The organism is Caulobacter sp. (assembly GCF_039596335.1).
In the GTDB taxonomy this organism is placed as follows: Bacteria; Pseudomonadota; Alphaproteobacteria; order Caulobacterales; family Caulobacteraceae; genus Caulobacter.
This window is the reverse complement of the sequence record NZ_JBCNJZ010000015.1, coordinates 12,518-31,032: the sequence shown is the minus strand read 5'-3', so window position 1 is coordinate 31,032 and position 18,515 is coordinate 12,518. Positions and strand designations below refer to the sequence as shown.

Genomic DNA, 18,515 nt, shown 5'->3' with positions numbered 1-18,515 from the left:
GGACTATAGCTCGTCCTCGACGCCGTCGCTCAGGCCTTCTTCAGTCAGGAACTTGGCGAAGTCGCGCGTTTCCTTGAAGTCCCGATAAACGGACGCGTAGCGGACATAGGCCACGTCATCGAGCGATTTCAACGCCTTCATGACCATTTCGCCCACCGTCGAGGACGGAAGCTCGGTTTCGCCCATGCTTTCCAGCTGTCGGACGATGCCGTTGATCATCCGCTCGACCCGTTCGGCCTCCACGGGACGCTTCTGGGTCGCCAGGGCGATCGAGCGGACCAGCTTGTCGCGGTCGAACGGCGAACGCCGCCCCGAACGCTTCTGGATGATCAGCTCGCGCAGCTGGACGCGTTCGAACGTGGTGAAGCGACCACCACACTCCGGGCACATCCGGCGACGGCGGATCGCCGCGCCGTCTTCCGACGGGCGACTATCCTTGACCTGGCTTTCGGCGTGTCCGCAGAAGGGGCAACGCATGATGTGGCCCCTCCCGCGGCGCCTGAAGGCTATTAGTTGTAGATCGGGAAACGGGCCGTCAAGGCCAGCACTTCCGTACGGACGCGGGCCTCGACCTCGGCGTTGCCGTCCGGACCGTTGGCCGCCAGACCGTTGACTACTTCACCGATCAGCTCGCCCACGCGGGTGAACTCGGCTTCCTTGAAGCCGCGGGTCGTGCCGGCCGGCGTGCCCAGGCGGATGCCCGAGGTGATCGTGAACGGCGCGGTGTCGAACGGCACGCCGTTCTTGTTGCAGGTCATGTGGGCGCGCTCGAGGCTGTGCTCGGCGTCGCGGCCGGTCACGCCCTTGGGACGCAGGTCGACCAGCATCAGATGGCTGTCGGTGCCGCCGGACACAATATTGACGCCCGACTTGCCCAGCGCTTCGGCCAGGGCCTTGGCGTTGGCGATGATCTGGGCCGCGTAGTCTTTGAACGCCGGCTGCAGCGCTTCACCGAAGGCCACGGCCTTGGCGGCGATGACATGCTCCAGCGGACCGCCTTGCAGGCCCGGGAAGACGGCCGAATTGACCTTCTTGATGATGGCCTCGTCGTTGGTCAGCACCATGCCGCCGCGCGGACCGCGCAGGGTCTTGTGGGTGGTGGTGGTGACGACGTGGGCGTGCGGGACGGGGTTGGGGAACACACCGCCGGCCACCAGACCCGCGAAGTGGGCCATGTCGACCATCAGATAGGCGCCAACGCTGTCGGCGATCTGGCGGAAGCGGGCGAAGTCGATCTCGCGGCTGTAGGCGCTGCCGCCGGCGATGATCAGCTTGGGCTTCTCGCGCTCGGCCACCTCGGCGACGTTGTCGTAGTCGATCAGCTGATCCTGCTGGCGCACGGTGTAGGACACCGGCTTGAACCACTTACCCGACTGGTTGGCGGGCGAGCCGTGGGTCAGGTGACCACCGGCGGCCAGATCCATACCCATGAAGGTGTCGCCCGGCTGCAGCAGCGACATGAACACCGACTGGTTGGCCTGCGAGCCCGAGTGCGGCTGGACGTTGGCGAAGGCCGCGCCGAACAGCTTCTTGGCGCGTTCGATGGCGATCGTCTCGATCTCGTCGACGAATTCGCAGCCACCGTAGTAGCGCTTGCCGGGGTAACCCTCGGCGTACTTGTTGGTCAGGATCGAGCCCTGAGCCTGCAGAACCGCCTTGGAGACGATGTTTTCCGAGGCGATCAGTTCGATCTGGTTCTGCTGCCGATCCAGCTCACGACCGATGCGATCAAAGATGTCGCGGTCGGCGTCAGCGAGGTCCGCACCGAAGAAGGCGTTGAGGTTGTCTTGGGTCATCACGCGCTCCAGGCGTTTCGGGGAGTCGGCAGAGGCGCCCTCTTTAACGGGATAGCCGCGGCGATCAATCTCGGAACAACATCCCGGCTTGAGCGTTGCCGTCCTGCAAGGCGGCGTCGATCGCCTGCAGAGTAGCAATTGCAGCAACGGGAATGGGGTATCTCATGGCGTCTCAAGGTGGCGGCACGGACACGGCGAATGACACCAGCGTCGATATCCTGGGTCTCAGCGCCGAGATCGTGGCCGCCTATGTAGGCCAGAACACCATCTCCCACACCGCCATTCCGGAGTTGATCCGCACCGTTCACGAAGCTCTGTCCTCGCTGGGCAACGGCAGCGAGCCGCCGCGTCCCGTCGAGAAGGCCAAGCCCGCTGTGCCGGTCGGCCGTTCGGTGCAGCACGACTACATCGTCTGCCTGGAGGACGGAAAGAAGCTGAAGATGCTGAAGCGCTATCTGCGCTCGCACTACGACATGAGCCCCGAGGAATATCGTCGCAAGTGGGGTCTGCCGCCCGACTATCCGATGGTGGCGCCGGCCTATGCGGCGCGTCGCTCGGACTTCGCCAAGAAGATCGGTCTGGGCAAGGGCGTACGGCGCGGCAGCTGACGTCCTTGCGCCTATCAGGCACGCGAACGCCGCCGGACCCCGGCGGCGTTTTTCGTTTCGGCGATGTGTGTTTCGGTCGAAGTTGAAGGTCTGATCGTTCCTTAGGCCGCGTGGCCGCCCATGCGCGCCACGTTGCAGTGGGCCCATAGCTTTTCCATCGACGCCACCAGCTTACGCATCATTTCATCAGTGTGATACGGCGTCGGCGTGAAGCGCAGGCGCTCGGTGCCGCGCGGCACGGTCGGATAGTTGATCGGCTGCACATAGACGCCGTGATCGGCCAGCAGCATGTCGCTGATCATCTTGCAGTGGACGGGGTCACCGACCAGCACCGGGACGATGTGGCTTTCGCTATCCATGACCGGCAGACCGGCGGCCTTGAACATGGCCTTCAAGGTCGCGGCGCGCTCCTGGTGGATCTCGCGGACTTCCGGGTGCTGCTTCAGCCAGCGGACGCTGGCCAGCGCGCCGGCCACCAGGGCGGGCGGCAGCGAGGTCGTGAAGATGAAGCCGGCGGCCATCAGACGAATGGCGTCGACCACTTCGGCGTCGCCGGTGATGTAGCCGCCCATTACGCCGTAGGCCTTGCCCAGCGTGCCTTCGATAATGTCGATGTCGGCCATTAGGCCTTCGCGCTCGGCGACACCGCCGCCGCGCGGGCCGTACATGCCGACCGCGTGGACCTCGTCCAGATAGGTCATCGCGCCATACTTCTTGGCCAGGGCGATGGTGCCGGCGATGTCGGCGATGTCGCCGTCCATCGAATAGACGCTCTCGAAGGCGATCATCTTGGGCGCGTCGGCCGGAGCCGCGGCCAGCAGTTCCTCGAGGTGCGCCAGGTCGTTGTGACGGAAGATCTTGCGCGGACCACCGCCGTTGCGGATGCCGGCGATCATCGAGGCGTGGTTCAACTCATCCGAGAAGATGATCAGACCCGGCAGGATCTTCTGCACGACCGACAGCGAGGCTTCGTTCGAGACGTAGCCCGAGGTGAACAGCAGCGCGGCTTCCTTGCCGTGCAGGTCGGCCAGTTCCTGCTCAAGCAGGACGTGGTCGTGATTGGTGCCGGAAATGTTGCGGGTGCCGCCCGAGCCCGAGCCGTGCTCGTCGACGGCGGCCTTCATGGCGTCCAGCACGACCGGGTTCTGGCCCTGGCCGAGATAGTCGTTGCTGCACCAGACCACGACTTCGCTCTCGCCGCCGTCCTGGCGGGTCCAGGTCGCGCGCGGGAAAGCCCCGCGCTGACGCTTCAGATCGGCGAAGACGCGATAACGGCCTTCGTCACGGATCTGGTCGACGGCGCTACGGAACGCGGCTTTGTAGTCCATGGTCTTCTTCAAACCGACGTCGGATTGCTCCGGCGGTCCCTTAATTTCTGGCTCGGCTTTTCGCACCAAGAACACTGAGTGTCTATCTAGGGGCATTTACCTAGCAAATTGAATTGCGCGATTGGACGCATCGATTGCGTCTATCGCGCCTTACGACAGGGCGCCCAGCCTTCCGCGCATCAGCTCGATCACGGCCGAGAAATCCTTGCCCCCAAAGCCATTGGCGGCGAACAGGGCGTACAAAGCCTCGGCCTGGGCGCCCATCGGCGTGGCCGCGCCGGACTTGGCGGCCGCGTCCTGCGCCAATTTCAGGTCCTTAAGCATCATCGCCGTGGCGAATCCCCCCTCGTAGCCCCGATCGGCGGGAGTCTGGGGGCCCACGCCCGGAACCGGGCAGTACGAGGTCACCGACCAGCACTGGCCGGACGACTTGCTGGCGATCTCGAAGAATCGGTCGGCGGCCAGGCCCAGCTTCTCAGCCAGGGCAAACGCCTCGCAGGTCCCCAGCATGGAAACGCCCAGCAGCATGTTGTTGCAGATCTTGGCCGCCTGCCCCGTGCCGTGCTCGCCGGCATGGATCGTCGCTCGTGACATCGGGGCCAGCGCCATCTCGACGTCGGCGAAATCGACGGCCTCGCAGCCGACCATGAAGGCCAGGGTCCCGGCCTCGGCGGCCATCACACCGCCCGACACTGGCGCGTCGGCGAAGCGGAAGCCGTTGGCGGCCGCCTCCCCCGCCACGGCGCGGGCGCTCTCGACGTCGATGGTGGAGCAGTCGATCAGCAGCGCCGACTTGGGCGCGCTCTTGAAGATTTGGTCGCTGTAGACCGCGCGCACGTGCGGACCGGCCGGCAACATGGTGATCACCACCTCGGCGCTGGCCACGGCCTCGGCCGCCGAGCCCGCGGCCTGGCATCCCGCCGCCACGGCGCGCTCCAGCGCCGCCGCCGACAGATCGAAGGCCATGACGTCGTGGCCGGCCTTCGCCTGGTTGGCGGCCATACCGCCGCCCATGTTGCCCAGGCCGATGAACGCGATACGCGCCATTGTAGAGCTCCCTGCAAAGACGAACCGCGCCTCATGGGCGCGGCTCTTATCGTTGTTTAGTCTGGTCTTTTCGCTTACCGCGCCGAGGCGGGCTTGCGGAACTTGTAAACGAACTGATCGGTCTTGCCCCGGATCGACGGGTCGAAGACGTTGGCCTTGCGATTGTCGCCGGGAGTCCGCAGCACGCGGCTCTCGCCCTCGAAAACAAAGCCGGCGGCGGTGACCTCGGCGCGAACCGTGGCCGCGTCGATGCGGTGCAGATCCTCGGTGTGGCGCAGGCCCGTGCCCGGCTCGGCCGCGTGGTCGATAACCATGTAGACGCCGCCCGGCTTCAGCGAGCGGAAGACCTGACGATTGACCACCGACAGGTCGGCCGGGCCCATGAACTTGTCGTGCATGTCGTGATAGTTCAGGGCCGTGAACACCAGATCCAGCTTCTCGGGGGCCGAGAAGTTGGGCAGCGTGTTCAGGATCACCTTCACGTTGGAATATTCGGAATCGCGAGCGATGGCGTTCACCGCCGGCTCGCGCTTGGCCAGCTTGGTCAGTTCGTCAGGCACATAAGCGTAGACAGCCCCGCGCGGCCCGACGGCCTTGGAGAAGATGCGGGTGAAATAGCCCGCGCCCGGGATCAGGTCGGCGACCTTGGCGCCCTGGCGCACGCCGGCGAAGGCCAGGACCTCGCCCGGGTGACGGTCGCCGTCGCGCACCATGTCGGCGGCCGGACGCGACGGATCGCTGAGCGCGGCGGCGATGTTCGGGGGAATCGCCGCGGCCACGGGACCGGAAGGCGGCGGCGGGGGCGGTCCCAGCATCGGCTGCGTGGCGCAGGCGGCGAGGCCTAGCACGGCGACGAGACTGAGAAGCGGCTTACGCATAGCAATCCTTCCGAACCGACAAGTGTTCTTGGTTGTGGCCACGTTAGCCTAGGAGGATGGCAGCTGAAAGTGTGGGCGGTTTCAGCGCCCGCCATCCTCACCAGAAGAAACAGAGCCTGCTTCGCAGGCTCTGCCGCGGCTACGTCAGCGGCGACCACTCCTCGCCGCGAGAAAGTGGGGCGAAAATCTCGTCCAGCATGGCGTCGGTGACGTTCTCGACCCGCGCCGGCTCCCAGCGCGGGGCATTGTCCTTGTCGACGATCACGGCCCGGACGCCCTCGATGAAGTCGTGCTTCATCACCACGCGCGCGCCGATCCGGTACTCCATGACCATATTGTCGGCGAAGTCGGTCATGGCCGCGCCGCGCTTCAACTGCTCGAAGGCGACCTTCAGCGTCTGGGGTGACTTGGTCTTGAGGATTTCCAGCTGGGCCTTGCCCCAGTCGCTGGAGTCCAGGGTCAGGAACTCGAAGATTTCCTCGACGCTCTCGCCGACGAACAGGCGGTTGAGGTCCTGCTCGAAGCCCAGCAGCGCGGCCTTGCCGGCGTCGGCGCGGTACTTCTTGAGGATTTCTTCGATACGGCGCGGATCGGCGATGATCGCCTTCTTCAGCCCCTCGACGGCGCCGAACTCAACGAAGTGGGTGGCGATGCCTAAGCGCATGCAGTCCGCGCCCTTGATCCGCGCGCCGGTCAGGGCCAGCCACAGGCCCGCCTTGCCCGGCAGACGCGGGAGGTACCAGCCGCCGCCGACGTCCGGGAACAGGCCGATACCGGTCTCGGGCATGGCGTAGGTCGTGCGCTCGGTGGCGATGCGGAAGTGCGCCGGCATCGAGATGCCCACGCCGCCGCCCATGACGATGCCGTCCATCACCGCCACCACCGGCGTCTCGTAGGTGAACAGCAGGTGGTTCAGCTGATACTCGGTGTGGAAGAACCGCCGCGCCTCGACCCCGTCCTTGGCCCCGCTCTCGGCCAGCATGCGGATGTCGCCACCGGCGCAGAAGCCGCGCTCGCCCGCATGGTCGATCAGGACCATGTAGATCTCGGGATCGTCCTGCCAGTCCAGCAGCGCGCCGATCATGGTCTCGCACATGCCCAGCGTCAGGGCGTGCAGGGCCTTGGGGCGATTGAGCGTGATGCGGCCGACGTTCTTCTCGACGCGGATCAGGACTTCGGGTTCGTCGGTCATGCGGATCCGGGCTCTAGACGGGTTCGGTGACGGGCGCGCAGGCCAGGCGCTGCATCTGGCCGGCGTGCAGGCGGAAGATAGCGTCCTGCGGCACGTCCTGGGCCATGACCTCGGCGCGCGACAGCCCACCATAGGCCCCGCGCAGCAGGCGGCCGGCGATGCCATGGCTGACTACGATCAGCTTGCGCTCGGGCTCGGGCGCCTGCTCGGCCAGCCAGGCCGACACGCGGACCATGATGTCGTCATAGGTCTCGCCGCCGGGGGCGCGGAACGCCCAGTCCGGATCGTCCAGCAGCGCAGGCGTCTCGGCCCGAACCTCATCGCGCAGCCGGCCGGACCAGTCGCCTACATTGATCTCCAGCAGGCGATCATCGAACGCCACCGGCAGCGACAGGGCCGTCCCGATCGCCTGAGCCGTGTCGCGCGCCCGGCGCAGCGGGCTGGCGAGGATGCGCCATTCCGCCGGATCCTCGATCAACCCTGCCAGAAGTTCGCCCATCGCCGCGGCCTGGGCGCGGCCCAGTGGGGTCAGGTCGGACTCGGTCTGGCCCTGCAAGCGGCCTTCGCGATTGTGGAAGGTCTGGCCGTGGCGACAGAGGTAAATCACTGCCTGAACATCTCGCGGGCGATGATGACGCGCATGATCTCGTTGGTCCCTTCTAGGATCTGGTGTACGCGCAGGTCGCGCACGATGCGCTCCAGCGGATAGTCCTGGAGGTAGCCGTAGCCGCCGTGCAGCTGCAAGGCGTCGTTGGCCACCTGGAAGCCGGCGTCGGTCGCGAACCGCTTGGCCATGGCGCACAGCTTGGTCGCCTCGGGATGTTTGTTGTCGAGTGCGTGGGCGGCGCGGCGCACCATCAGGCGGGCGGCCTCCAGCTCAGTGGCCATGTCGGCCAGCTTGAACTGCAGGGCCTGGAAGTCTTTCAGCGGCCGGCCGAACTGGCTGCGGGTCTCCAGATAGGCCTTGGCGGTGTCGAGCGCGAACTGCGCCCCGCCCAGCGAGCACGAGGCGATGTTCAGCCGCCCGCCGTCCAGGCCCATCATGGCGAAGCGGAAACCCTCGCCTTCTTGGCCGATGCGATTAGCGACCGGCACCCGGCAGTTGTCGAAATTGACCTGGGCGGTCGGCTGGGCGTTCCAGCCCATCTTGCGCTCATTGGCCCCGAAGCTGAGCCCTTCGGTCCCCTTCTCGATCACGAAGGCCGAGACGCCCTTGGCGCCCTCGCCGCCCGTGCGGGCCATGACGACATAGATATCGGACACACCACCGCCCGAGATGAAGGCCTTGCCGCCGTTCAGCACATAGTGGTCGCCGTCCAGCTTGGCGGTCGTGCGCATGTTGGCCGCGTCCGAACCCGAGCCCGGCTCGGTCAGGCAATAGCTGGCGATCAGCTCCATGGTTGTCAGGCGCGGCAGGTAGCGCTGGCGCAGCTCGTCCGAACCAAAGCGGTCGATCATCCACGAGGCCATGTTGTGGATGGTCAGATAGGCGGCGGTCGGCACGTCGCCGTAGCTCAGGGCTTCGAAGATGATCGAGGCGTCCAGGCGGGTGAGGCCGCTGCCGCCGACATCTTCATTTACATAGATGCCGGCAAAGCCTAGCTGGGCGGCCTGCCGCAGAACGTCGACGGGGAAGTGTTTGCGCTCGTCCCATTCGGCCGAATGCGGGGCAAGCTGTCCTTCGGCGAACGCGCGAGCGGCGTCCTGGATCGCGACCTGGTCTTCATTCAGCGCGAAATCCATGCGCACTTCCTCCCACCTCGGGGCAGAACCGCCCTCACCTTCTTGCCGCTGACGTGCCGCGCTGGCGGGCGGGTGTCAATCAGGCGGCGGGCCGATTTCGGGCCCCGCCACAGGTTTCGCTCCGCGTTCGGAAGGTGTGACCTGAAATCCTCCGTTACACGGTGTGTATCGCGTGTGACGTCTCACCCCCTTGATAACCATCGCTCTTCGCTCCAAATGGCGATCTTCGAGTCTGAGCGTTCTCAACAACAATAAACTGCATCAACGACTATGCGTTTCGCAAAACTTGCTCTGGCGGCTCTCGTGGCGGCCTTCGGAATGATCGCGGTCTCCGCTCCGGCCTATGCCGGCGGCGACATCTCGCGCAGCTATGGCGTCTGGCGTAACCCGAAGAACAGCGTCCACCTGGAAATCAAGGACTGCGGTCCGTCGACCTGCGGCGTCGTCGTGTGGGCCAGCGCCAAGGCCGAGGCCGACGCGCGCAAGTCCGGCACCGACACCCTGATCGGCAAGCAGCTGCTGCGCGACTTCGAAGCTCAGAACAACGGCACCCTGAAGGGCCGTGTCTGGGTTCCGACCCTGAAGGTCACCCTGATCGGCTCGGCCGACATCGTCGACACCAAGACCATGCGCGCCAAGGGCTGCGTGCTGGGCAACTTCCTGTGCAAGAGCCAGCTGTGGACCCGCATCGACGGCCCGTCGGTTCTGGCCTCGCGCGCGGCTCCCTAAAGCCTCCTTCCCCTACGACATCGAAATCGCCGCTTGATCCCGGTCAAGCGGCGCGCCACCTTCTAAGTGTACGTTGATCACCTAGGCGCCCCACAGAGACGCCGGGAACTCAATGCGGCCGCAAGGCCAGCACGGGAGGAACGGCATGAGCGAGGCGGCGACGCTTCCCAAGACCGCGCGTGACGCGGCCATCCAGCATTTTGACGTCATCGTCGTGGGCGCGGGCATTTCCGGCATCGGCGCGGCCTATCACTTGACGACCCAGAGACCGCAGACGAGCTTCACCGTCCTCGAGGCCCTGGACGGCTTCGGCGGCACCTGGCTGACCCACACCTATCCGGGCGTGCGCTCCGACAGCGACCTCTACACCTTCGGCTATCGCTTCAAGCCTTGGGTCGGCCCGCCGATCGCCACGGCCGCCGAGATCCTGAGCTATATGGGCGAGGTGATCGCCGAGAACGATCTGGCCGACCACATCCGCTATCGCCGCCGCATCAGCGCCGCCAGCTGGTCGTCCAAGGACAAGCTGTGGACCCTGGAGGTCACCGGCCCGGACGGCGTCGAGCGCTATACGACCGGCTTCCTCTGGATGTGCCAGGGCTATTACCGCCATTCGGTGGGCTACACGCCCGAGTGGCCGGGCATGGAAAGCTACAAGGGCAAGGTCGTCCATCCGCAGACCTGGCCCGCCGACCTCGACTACAAGGGCAAGAAGGTCGTGGTCATCGGCTCGGGCGCGACCGCCGCGACCCTTGTGCCGGCCATCGCCGCCGACTGCGCCCACGTCACCCTGCTACAGCGCTCGCCGACCTATTTCGTGCCGGGCCGCAACGAGAACGAGCTGGCCGACACCCTGCGCCAGCTACAGGTCGACGAGACCTGGATCCACGAGATCGTCCGCCGCAAGGCCCTGTTCGACCAGCACGAGTTCACCCGCCGCTCGGTCGAGGAGCCTGAGGTGGTCACCGCCGAGCTGCTGGAGGGCGTGAAGGCCTTCCTGGGTCCCGACTACGACATCGCCAAGCACTTCACGCCGCGCTACCGCCCCTGGCGCCAGCGGATCGCCTTCGTGCCGGACGGTGACCTCTTCCAGGGCGTCGCCTCGGGCAAGGCCAGCGTCGTCACCGACGAGATCGAGCGCTTTACCGAGAGCGGCCTGCAGCTGAAGTCCGGCGAGACGCTGGAGGCCGACATCATCGTCACGGCCACGGGCTTTGACCTCTCGGTGCTGGGCGACATCGCCTTCGCAGTCGACGGCCAGCCGCTCGACTTCTCCAAGACCGTGACCTATCGCGGCATGATGTTCACCGGCCTGCCCAACCTCATCTGGGTGTTCGGCTATTTCCGGGCCAGCTGGACGCTGCGGGCCGACATGATCGGCGACTTCGTCTGCCGCCTGCTGGGACACATGGACGAGAAGGGCGCGCGCCAGGTCGAGGTCGCCCTGCGCCCGCAGGACGCCGACATGCCGATCGGCGACTGGATCGACGCCGAGGACTTCAATCCCAACTATCTGCTGCGCAACATGCACCTGCTGCCGCGGGCCGGGAACAAGCCGGAATGGCGTCACACCCAGGACTACTGGAGCGAGAAGGAGATCTTCCCGGCCATCGACCTGGACGATCCGGCCTTCCGCTATTCCTGAGGCCTCTTAAGGGCCTGGCAGACTTGCCTCGTTGGGCGGCGCGGTTCAAATCAAAGCCATGACCGTGCCGCCCCTCGCCCCCTATCCCGCCAGCCGCCTGCGTCGCGTGCGCCAGGCCGACTGGACCCGCCGCCTCGTCCGCGAGACCGAGGTCACGCCGTCAGACCTGATCTGGTCGATGGTCGTGCATGAAGGCGAAGGCGTGATCCCCGTGGCCTCGATGCCGGGCGTTGAGCGCCTGTCGGTCAAGGAAGCCGCCAAGGCCGCCGTCCGCGCCCGCGACCTGGGCATCCCCGCCATCGCCATCTTCCCGCACATCGACGGCTCGCGGAAAGACGCCACCGGCTCGATCGCCGCCGATCCGGACGGCGTCATTCCCCGCGCCGTGAAAGCCATGAAAGACGCCGCCCCCGAGGTCGGCATCATGTGCGACGTGGCCCTGGACCCCTTCACCGATCACGGCCATGACGGCGTGGTCGAGGGCGGCAAGATCCTCAACGACCCGACCATCGAACGCCTGATCGAACAGGGCCTCATGCAAGCCGAGGCCGGCGCCGACATCCTGGCCCCGTCCGACATGATGGATGGCCGGATCGGCAAGCTGCGCGCGGCCCTGGAGGGCGCCAGCCACCAGGACGTGATGATCATGTCCTACGCCGCCAAGTACGCCTCGGCCTTCTACGGTCCGTACCGCGACGCCATCGGCTCGGCCAAGCTCTCCGCCGGCCAGGGCGACAAGAAGACCTATCAGATGGACCCCGCCAATACCGAGGAAGCCATCCGCGAGGTCGCGCTCGACATCGCGGAGGGCGCAGACATGGTCATGGTCAAGCCGGGCATGCCCTATCTCGACATCCTGCGCCGCCTGGTCGACGAATTCCGCATGCCGACCTACGCCTTCCAGGTGTCGGGCGAGTACGCGATGATCAAGGCCGCCGCCCAGAACGGCTGGATCGACCACGACCGCGCCGTGCTGGAAAGCCTGACCGCCTTCAAGCGCGCGGGCGCGGCGGGCATCATCACCTATTTCGCCCCCTGGGCCGCCGAAAAGCTGGGCTGACATGGCCGCGCCGCGAACCGCCTTCCGCCAAGGCCGGTTCTACGGCGCGCCGACCGTCGAGCGGCAACTGCCAGGCGTGCGCCTGGCGCACCTGGAAGCCACCAAGCGCGCCGAGCACGTCGACGAGCACAGCCACGACGACGCCCATTTCGTGCTGGCCACCCACGGCCGCTACATCACCACCGCCGCCGGGCCTGAAACCGAGGGGCCGGTGCTGGTCTACAATCCGCCGGGCGTGATCCACCGCGACCGCTTCGTCGACGTCGGCGGATACTTCCTGGCCGTCAGCTTCGCGCCGGGCGACTGGCGGGCCCTGGCCGATGCGGGACGCGGCGCGGCGATCGACGCCCTGCGGCTGACCGGTCCCGCCGCCCGCAAGGCGGCGCTGCGCCTGACCCGTTCGCTCTTGGCGCGCGACAATGAGGCGCTGTCGCTGGAGGGCCTGAGCCTGGAGCTGGCCGCCCAGGCCCTGACGCCAACGCCCGAAAGCGACAATCGCCCGCCCTGGCTGGACGAGGCCGAGACCTATCTGGCCGACAGCTTCGACCAACCGATCGGCGTGGCGGACCTGGCCCGTGTCGCCGGCGTGCATCCGGTGCACCTGGCGCGCGGCTATCGCCGCTGGCTGGGCGCCGCGCCCGGCGATCGCCTGCGCACCCGCCGGCTGGAGCGCGCCGCCGACCTCTTGATGCGCGGCCGCGACCCGATCGGCGAGATCGCCCTGGCCTCGGGCTTCTGCGACCAGAGCCACCTCAATCGCCAGTTCCTCAAGGCCTATGGCGTCACGCCCGGCGAGTTCGCGCGACTGTGCGGCCGGCCCCATGTTGCAACGGTCCAAGACGAGGCCTCCGAAGCGGCCTAGACGGAGAACATCGTTTTCGGAGCCGCACCGTTGAAAGTCCTAGCGTTCGCCGCCGCCCTTACTCTCGCCCCAATGACGGCTCACGCCGCCGATGGCGTCTCGACCGCCAAGCTCGAGGCCATGTCCGCCGCCATCAAGGCCGGCCAGTTCCAGCAGATCACCAGCATCCTGGTCTCGCGCCACGGCAAGCTGGTGTTCGAAGCCTATTACGAGGGCGATGCGGAGACCCGTCGCAACACCCGCTCCACGACCAAGACCGTCACCGCCATGCTGGCCGGGGCCGCGATCGGACGCGGCGCCCTGCCCAGCGTCCAGGCCCCCATGAAGACGTACCTCAAGGACCGCCCGCCGGCCGCCAATCCCGACCCGCGCAAGGACAAGGTCACGGTCGAGGACCTCTTGACCATGAGCTCCATCGCTGAATGCGACGACGACAACCAGTACTCGCGCGGCAACGAAGAGCGGATGTACCTGATCGAGGACTGGGTCGGCTTCTATCTGGACCTGCCGGTGCGCAGCTTCCCGGAATGGAGCCCACGTCCCGAGGCCTCGCCCTATGGCCGCAGCTTCAGCTACTGCACCGCCGGCGTCGTCACCCTGGGCCAGGTGGTTCAGAACGCGACCAAGACGCCCCTGCCCGCCTTCGCCGACGCAGTGCTGTTCAAACCGCTCGGGATCGAGGGCCCGAAGTGGCAGATGTCGCCGGCGGGCCTAGCCATGGGCGGCGGCGGTCTTGGCCTGCGCAGCCGCGACCTGCTCAAGCTGGGCCAGCTCTATGCCAATGGCGGCCAGTGGGAGGGCCAGCAGGTGCTGCCGGCCGACTTCATCAAGGCCTCGGTCACGCCGCACGCCAACGCCCGCGAGAATACCGACTACGGCTACCTGATCTGGCTGCAGACCTTTGCCGGCCACAAGGCCTGGGTGATGAGCGGTTCGGGGGGCCAGAAGGTCGCCATCGTGCCGGACCTGGACCTGGTGGCGGTGATCACCACCGCCAATTTCGGCGTCCGCCAACCCCACGTCATTTCCGAGAAGCTGCTGGCCGAGCACATCCTGGCGGCGGTCGAGAACTAGAGACTCGGCTTATGGGAAGGCATGAGCCGCGTCCTCGACATCGTCACCGCCGTGATCCGCGACGCGGACGGCCGCATGCTGCTGGTCCGCAAGCGCGGCACGACCACCTTCATGAAGCCCGGCGGCAAGCGTGATACCGGCGAGGACGACCTGACCACCCTGGCCCGCGAGCTGGAGGAAGAGCTGGGCTGCCGCCTGGTGCGCGCCGAGCTGCTGGGCCATTTCTCAGCCCCGGCCGCCAACGAGGCGGGCTTTTCGGTGCAGTCGGCGACCTATCTGGCCACCGTCGCGGGCGACATCGCCGCCCAGGCCGAGATCGAGGAACTGGCCTGGATCGACCCGGCCGCGCCGGGCGATCTGCGCCTGGCGCCGCTGCTGACCGACAAGGTGCTACCGGCGTTGCTGGCCCGGACTTAGCCGGCCCTCGATCAGTTCCAGCGCCAGCTCGCGCGGCCGCTCGGGCGGACGGCCCAGCAGCGCGCTCAACGTCGGGCCAAACAGGCCCACCCCGACGGCCAGGATGATGTTCAGCATCACGAAGTCGATCGCCGTGTTGCGATCGACGCCGGCGTCGCGGGCGATCCGCGTGTCGATGATCTCTTCCACGACCTGACGCACCAGGGTCATGCGCTGGCCTTCGCCGGTCAGCTCCAGCCAGGCCGCCAGCCGCGCTGCGCCCTTGGCCTCGAAGGCGTCGAACAGGGCTTGGGCGCCGACGCCCAGCACCGCGTCGTCGCGGTCCAGCACCGACAGCACCTTGTCGGCCAGCTGGCGGATCATCCGCTCCATCAGCGCCGTCTCGACCCCGGCGATCGAGCCGAAGTGGTGGATGACGTTGGCATGGACCACGCCCGCGCCCTTGGCCACGTCGGCCAGCTTGATGGCCTGGGGCCCCTGCTCGACCAGCAGCGCCTCGGCGGCGGCTAGGATGTTCTCCCGGGCGGCCTCAGGAGAGCGGCGCACGCGCGGCGCTTTGGGAGCAGGCGTCTCTATTGACATTTTTGTCAGTACAACTCAGGTTGGCCACAGGACGGCTGTCAGCAGCCCTAAACCGGCGGAGCCCAGAACGCCATGACCGACGCCAAAACCACGCCCGACGACCTCCACATCGCCCCGCGCGACATCCGCTTCGACCTCGCCTCCGCCCACGAAGGCCATTGGCTGGGCGGCGATCCCGTCGGCACGGCGGTGTTCAACGCCCTGTCCCTGACCTTTCCGGACGGCGAGCGCCTGTTCATGGACGCGGTCAAGAACTACCGCCACCTGCTGACCGGCAAGCTGCTGGAAGACGCCAAGGGCTTCCTCCGCAATGCGGCGCGCAACGATGTGCAGTTCTTCATCGGCGGCACGATCTCGGTGCAGCACGCCGGGCGTGACCCGGCGACGGGTCTTCGTCGCCTGCATGGGCGCGTCAAACTATGTATACGCTGAGGCCCTTCAAACCCAATCCAGTCGAGATTGGCTGGGCGTGCACGTCAGGGCCTTTGAAGCGCTCGGCGGCGTGCCGCAGGTGCTTGTACCGGACAATCTGAAGGCGGCGGTGACCGCCCGGCCGAGGGGGAGGCTACCGGTCCTCAACCCAGCTTATGCAGCGCTTGCTGATCACTATGGGACTGTGATCGAGCCGGCTCGGCCCAACCACCCGAAGGATAAGCCGCTTGCTGAGCTTTCGGTGAAGCTAGTCCACCGCGCCCTCACGGCCATCCTGCGTCGGCGCAGCTTTTTCTCGCTTCGCGAGCTCAACGAGGCGGTGAAGGAAGTCGTTGAAAAGCTAAACTCCAGGCGTTTCACTTTGGTGCCTGCGCAGTCTCGCGCCAGCCTCTTCGAATTGATAGATCGGCCGGCGCTACTGCCTCTTCCCGAAACAAGCTTCCAGTACGAAGCGATGCAGGTCGGATTGCCCGTCGTTTATGGCCAGGGCGCCCATCGTCTTCGGCGACGAGTGGCCGAAACACTGTCCAAATGCACCGAGATCGAGGAGACCGTGCGCGGTCGCGTGAAGATGGCCCGCGATCGGAGCAAGATGGGCATGCTGCTGTCGACCATCGCCCTGGAGCACTTCACGGCGATGATGGCTGAGATGCACGCCCGCCACCGCGACCTATTCGACGAAACCCCGGCCGGCGTCGAGCAGCTGTGGCGCTGGCACGCCATGGAGGAGACCGAGCACAAGGCGGTCGCCTACGACGTCTTCCTGGAAGTGACCAAGGACTGGTCGCCCTGGAAGCGCTACCTCATCCGCTGCCGGACGATGGCCCTGGTGACCCTCATGTTCACCCGCAACATCAGCCGCTACGCCGCCCGCCTGCTGGAAGCCGACGGCTATACGCCCGAGGCGGCGCTGAAGGCGGTGAAGCGGTTCGTCTGGGGTAACCCCGGCATCTTCCGCCGCGGCTGGAAGACCTATCTCGCCTGGTACCGCCCCGGCTTCCATCCGTGGGACCAGGACGACCGCGAACAGTTCGCCGACTGGAAGGCGGAGTTCGACGCGGCGGTGGCTTAGAAACAAAAACGGCGGCCCGAAAGGCCGCCGTTTCCATTTGAACCCTGGAAGCGATCAGCCCCCGATCAGGCCGAAGTCCGCCACCTGGCCCATGGCGTCGCGCACGGCGGCTAGGGTCTTGAGGCGGTTGTCGCGGTGCTCGGGCTCGTTGACGAAGACGCCGTCCAGATAGGCGTCGACCGGACCGCGCAGCTCGGCCAGCTGGGTCATGGCCCCGGTGAAGTCTTCCTTGGTCAGGGCGTCCTTCAGCGGCTTATCCAGCAGACGCAGGGCATTGTAGAGGCCGACTTCCGCATCGCTGTCGGCGGTCGGGGCCTCGGGCGCGCCGGTCGGCAGAGCGCCCTTCTTCTCCTCGGCCTTGAGGATGTTGGAGGCGCGCTTGTAGCCGGCCAGCAGGTTCTTGCCGTCGTCGGTCTTCAGGAAGCCGTCCAGCGCCTCGACCCGCGCGACGATGCGCGCCAGGTCGTCGTCGCCCAGGGCGAAGACCGCGTCGACGAGGTCGTGACGCTTGCCTTGGTCGCGCAGGGTGACCTTCAAGCGGTCGGCGAAGAAGGCGATCAGGTCGTCCTTGCCGAACTTGGCCAGCGAGAGGCGCAGGTTGTTCTCGAGAATGATCCGGATCACGCCCAGCGCCGCGCGACGCAGGGCGTAGGGGTCCTTAGAGCCCGTCGGCTTCTCATCGATCGCGAAGAAGCCGACCAGGGTGTCAAGCTTGTCGGCCAGGGCCACGGCGATGCTGACCGGGGCGGTCGGCACGGCGTCCGAAGGCCCCTGCGGCTTGTAGTGGTCGCGCACGGCGTCGGCGATCTCGCCGTCCAGGCCGAAGGCGCGGGCGTAGTAGCCGCCCATGACGCCTTGCAGCTCGGGGAACTCGCCAACCATCTGCGAGGTCAGGTCGGCCTTGGCCAGGCGCGCGGCTTCCTTGGTCTTATCGACATCGGCGCCGACCAGCGGGGCGATCTCGCCGGCCAGGGCGACGATACGCTCGACGCGCTGGGCCATGGTGCCGAGCTTGGCGTGGAAGGTCACGCCCTCCAGCTTCTTCAGCCAGGCCTCGAAGCCGACCTTGACGTCCTCGTCCCAGAAGAAGCGGGCGTCGGACAGACGCGAGGACAGCACCTTGGCGTTGCCGGCCGCGATCACCGCCCCGCCGTCGGCCGCCTGGATGTTGGCGATGGTGATGAAGTGCGGGGCTAGGCCCTCTTCACCGGCCTTGCGGACGGCGAAGTACTTCTGGTGCGTGCGCATCGAGGTGCGGATGACTTCGGGCGGCAGGTCCAGGAACGCCGGGTCCATGTCGCCCAGCACCGGGGTCGGCCATTCGGCCAGGCCGGCGACCTCGTTCAGCAGGCCCTCGTCCTCGACCAGCTCGAGGTGGCGGGCGAAGCACAGGGTCTTGCAGCCTTCTAGGATGCGCTCCTTGCGCTCCTCGACGTCGAGCACGACGAAGTGGGCTTCCAGGCCCGCCGCGTACTCGTCGAAGTCCTTGGCCACGAAAGGCTGGGCGTCGCCCATGAAGCGGTGGCCCTCGGTGACGTCGCCGCTCTCGATGCCCTCGATGGCGAACGGCACGACTTCCCGGTCCAGCACGCACAGGATGCGCTTCAGCGGACGCACCCAGCGCAGCTTCTTGGTGCCCCAGATCATCGACTTGGGCCAGGGGAAGCCGCGGACGATGGCCTCGACCATCTCGGCGACGATCTCCGGCGTTGGGCGGCCCTTCTTCTCGATGAAGGCCATATAGACGCCATCGCGCTCGACCAGCTGGTCCTGGGTCAGGCCCGCCTTGCGCAGGAAGCCTTCCATCGCCTGCGGCGGGGCGCCGACTCGCGGGCCCTTCAGCTCTTCCTTGCGGTCGGCCTGGGCCAGCGGCAGGCCTTCGGCCACCAGGGTCAGGCGGCGCGGGCCGGCGAAGGTCTTCAGGGCCTCGGGCAGGAAGCCGGCGGCGGCCAGATGCTCGCGCGCCATGCGCTCCAGGTCCTTGGCGGCCTGAGCCTGCATGCGGGCCGGGATCTCTTCGGAGAACAGTTCGAGAAGAAGTTGGGGCATC

The 18,515-nt window shown here is 66.8% G+C and carries 17 protein-coding genes and 2 pseudogenes; 9 read left to right on the top strand and 10 right to left on the bottom strand.

The features are described 5' to 3' along the window. Positions 1-3: 3 nt before the first annotated feature. Both nrdR and glyA read right to left on the bottom strand, forming a co-directional pair. The gene (gene nrdR / locus ABDW31_RS23845; protein WP_184720096.1) at positions 4-477 is read right to left on the bottom strand and encodes a transcriptional regulator NrdR; all 474 of its coding nucleotides are present in this window, start codon (positions 475-477) and stop codon (positions 4-6) included. A gap of 32 nt (positions 478-509) precedes the next feature. After that, the gene (gene glyA, locus ABDW31_RS23840; RefSeq protein WP_184720098.1) at positions 510-1,796 is read right to left on the bottom strand and encodes a serine hydroxymethyltransferase; all 1,287 of its coding nucleotides are present in this window, start codon (positions 1,794-1,796) and stop codon (positions 510-512) included. 164 nt (positions 1,797-1,960) lie between these two features. On the opposite strand from glyA, the gene ABDW31_RS23835 reads away from it, so the two are divergent. Beyond that, the gene (locus ABDW31_RS23835; protein ID WP_172264863.1) at positions 1,961-2,404 is read left to right on the top strand and encodes a MucR family transcriptional regulator; all 444 of its coding nucleotides are present in this window, start codon (positions 1,961-1,963) and stop codon (positions 2,402-2,404) included. 101 nt (positions 2,405-2,505) lie between these two features. On the opposite strand, the gene hemA is transcribed toward ABDW31_RS23835, so the two are convergent. The 6 genes from hemA to ABDW31_RS23805 all read right to left on the bottom strand — a co-directional run bounded on the left by hemA (position 2,506) and on the right by ABDW31_RS23805 (position 8,793). Beyond that, positions 2,506-3,732, bottom strand: a complete 1,227-nt coding sequence (hemA, locus tag ABDW31_RS23830) for a 5-aminolevulinate synthase (protein ID WP_184720100.1) — start codon at positions 3,730-3,732, stop codon at positions 2,506-2,508. A 150-nt stretch (positions 3,733-3,882) separates the two neighbouring features. Beyond that, positions 3,883-5,271, bottom strand: coding sequence for a 3-hydroxyisobutyrate dehydrogenase (mmsB, locus tag ABDW31_RS23825; protein WP_343699762.1), 1,389 nt, complete (start codon positions 5,269-5,271; stop codon positions 3,883-3,885). Positions 5,272-5,796: 525 nt separating this feature from the next. Further along, positions 5,797-6,849, bottom strand: a complete 1,053-nt coding sequence (locus ABDW31_RS23820) for an enoyl-CoA hydratase/isomerase family protein (protein ID WP_184720106.1) — start codon at positions 6,847-6,849, stop codon at positions 5,797-5,799. 13 nt (positions 6,850-6,862) lie between these two features. Continuing rightward, positions 6,863-7,456, bottom strand: coding sequence for a histidine phosphatase family protein (locus ABDW31_RS23815; protein WP_184720107.1), 594 nt, complete (start codon positions 7,454-7,456; stop codon positions 6,863-6,865). Further along, complete coding sequence (locus ABDW31_RS23810; protein ID WP_184720108.1) at positions 7,453-8,598, bottom strand: isobutyryl-CoA dehydrogenase; 1,146 nt, start codon at positions 8,596-8,598, stop codon at positions 7,453-7,455. Before ABDW31_RS23810 ends, ABDW31_RS23815 begins: the two co-directional genes overlap by 4 nt. Positions 8,599-8,667: 69 nt before the next feature. After that, complete coding sequence (locus ABDW31_RS23805; RefSeq protein WP_343699733.1) at positions 8,668-8,793, bottom strand: hypothetical protein; 126 nt, start codon at positions 8,791-8,793, stop codon at positions 8,668-8,670. A gap of 69 nt (positions 8,794-8,862) precedes the next feature. Between ABDW31_RS23805 and ABDW31_RS23800 the strand changes: the two genes are divergently transcribed. The 6 genes from ABDW31_RS23800 to ABDW31_RS23775 all read left to right on the top strand — a co-directional run bounded on the left by ABDW31_RS23800 (position 8,863) and on the right by ABDW31_RS23775 (position 14,379). Continuing rightward, on the top strand, positions 8,863-9,321 hold the full coding sequence (locus ABDW31_RS23800; protein WP_172264885.1) for a DUF2147 domain-containing protein: 459 nt from the start codon (positions 8,863-8,865) through the stop codon (positions 9,319-9,321). A 145-nt stretch (positions 9,322-9,466) separates the two neighbouring features. Continuing rightward, positions 9,467-10,966, top strand: a complete 1,500-nt coding sequence (locus ABDW31_RS23795; RefSeq protein ID WP_184720109.1) for an NAD(P)/FAD-dependent oxidoreductase — start codon at positions 9,467-9,469, stop codon at positions 10,964-10,966. Between the two features lie 58 nt (positions 10,967-11,024). Continuing rightward, positions 11,025-12,026, top strand: a complete 1,002-nt coding sequence (gene hemB / locus ABDW31_RS23790) for a porphobilinogen synthase (protein ID WP_184720110.1) — start codon at positions 11,025-11,027, stop codon at positions 12,024-12,026. 1 nt (position 12,027) lies between these two features. Beyond that, the gene (locus tag ABDW31_RS23785; RefSeq protein WP_184720111.1) at positions 12,028-12,888 is read left to right on the top strand and encodes an AraC family transcriptional regulator; all 861 of its coding nucleotides are present in this window, start codon (positions 12,028-12,030) and stop codon (positions 12,886-12,888) included. Between the two features lie 30 nt (positions 12,889-12,918). Continuing rightward, a complete protein-coding gene (locus ABDW31_RS23780; protein WP_343699732.1) occupies positions 12,919-13,962 on the top strand; it encodes a serine hydrolase in 1,044 nt (347 codons plus the stop codon). 21 nt (positions 13,963-13,983) lie between these two features. After that, positions 13,984-14,379, top strand: coding sequence for an NUDIX domain-containing protein (locus ABDW31_RS23775; RefSeq protein WP_184720113.1), 396 nt, complete (start codon positions 13,984-13,986; stop codon positions 14,377-14,379). Here the strand turns inward: ABDW31_RS23775 and ABDW31_RS23770 are convergent. Further along, positions 14,353-14,961: a TetR/AcrR family transcriptional regulator gene (locus tag ABDW31_RS23770; protein WP_184720115.1), complete on the bottom strand. Its 609-nt coding sequence runs from the start codon at positions 14,959-14,961 to the stop codon at positions 14,353-14,355. The two genes, ABDW31_RS23775 and ABDW31_RS23770, sit on opposite strands and share 27 nt — an antisense overlap. 72 nt (positions 14,962-15,033) lie before the next feature. On the opposite strand from ABDW31_RS23770, the pseudogene ABDW31_RS23765 reads away from it, so the two are divergent. Together ABDW31_RS23765 and ABDW31_RS23760 are read left to right on the top strand one after the other, a co-directional pair. After that, positions 15,034-15,267, top strand: a pseudogene (locus tag ABDW31_RS23765) (metal-dependent hydrolase); the annotation flags it as partial. A gap of 664 nt (positions 15,268-15,931) precedes the next feature. After that, positions 15,932-16,465 (top strand): annotated as a pseudogene (locus ABDW31_RS23760) (metal-dependent hydrolase); the annotation flags it as partial. 54 nt (positions 16,466-16,519) lie between these two features. Here the strand turns inward: ABDW31_RS23760 and glyS are convergent. After that, the gene (glyS, locus tag ABDW31_RS23755; RefSeq protein WP_184720119.1) at positions 16,520-18,514 is read right to left on the bottom strand and encodes a glycine--tRNA ligase subunit beta; all 1,995 of its coding nucleotides are present in this window, start codon (positions 18,512-18,514) and stop codon (positions 16,520-16,522) included. Position 18,515: the final 1 nt, after the last annotated feature.

Excerpts from the sequence above, each read along its gene's own strand:
- glyS (WP_184720119.1), bottom strand. The coding sequence starts at position 18,514 with ATGCCCCAACTTCTTCTCGAACTGTTCTCCGAAGAGATCCCGGCCCGC.
- glyA (WP_184720098.1), bottom strand. The coding sequence starts at position 1,796 with ATGACCCAAGACAACCTCAACGCCTTCTTCGGTGCGGACCTCGCTGAC.
- ABDW31_RS23785 (WP_184720111.1), top strand. The coding sequence starts at position 12,028 with ATGGCCGCGCCGCGAACCGCCTTCCGCCAAGGCCGGTTCTACGGCGCG.
- hemB (WP_184720110.1), top strand. The coding sequence starts at position 11,025 with ATGACCGTGCCGCCCCTCGCCCCCTATCCCGCCAGCCGCCTGCGTCGC.
- ABDW31_RS23820 (WP_184720106.1), bottom strand. The coding sequence starts at position 6,849 with ATGACCGACGAACCCGAAGTCCTGATCCGCGTCGAGAAGAACGTCGGC.
- ABDW31_RS23800 (WP_172264885.1), top strand. The coding sequence starts at position 8,863 with ATGCGTTTCGCAAAACTTGCTCTGGCGGCTCTCGTGGCGGCCTTCGGA.
- ABDW31_RS23775 (WP_184720113.1), top strand. The coding sequence starts at position 13,984 with ATGAGCCGCGTCCTCGACATCGTCACCGCCGTGATCCGCGACGCGGAC.
- ABDW31_RS23770 (WP_184720115.1), bottom strand. The coding sequence starts at position 14,961 with ATGTCAATAGAGACGCCTGCTCCCAAAGCGCCGCGCGTGCGCCGCTCT.
- ABDW31_RS23835 (WP_172264863.1), top strand. The coding sequence starts at position 1,961 with ATGGCGTCTCAAGGTGGCGGCACGGACACGGCGAATGACACCAGCGTC.
- ABDW31_RS23795 (WP_184720109.1), top strand. The coding sequence starts at position 9,467 with ATGAGCGAGGCGGCGACGCTTCCCAAGACCGCGCGTGACGCGGCCATC.
- hemA (WP_184720100.1), bottom strand. The coding sequence starts at position 3,732 with ATGGACTACAAAGCCGCGTTCCGTAGCGCCGTCGACCAGATCCGTGAC.
- ABDW31_RS23805 (WP_343699733.1), bottom strand. The coding sequence starts at position 8,793 with ATGGTTATCAAGGGGGTGAGACGTCACACGCGATACACACCGTGTAAC.
- nrdR (WP_184720096.1), bottom strand. The coding sequence starts at position 477 with ATGCGTTGCCCCTTCTGCGGACACGCCGAAAGCCAGGTCAAGGATAGT.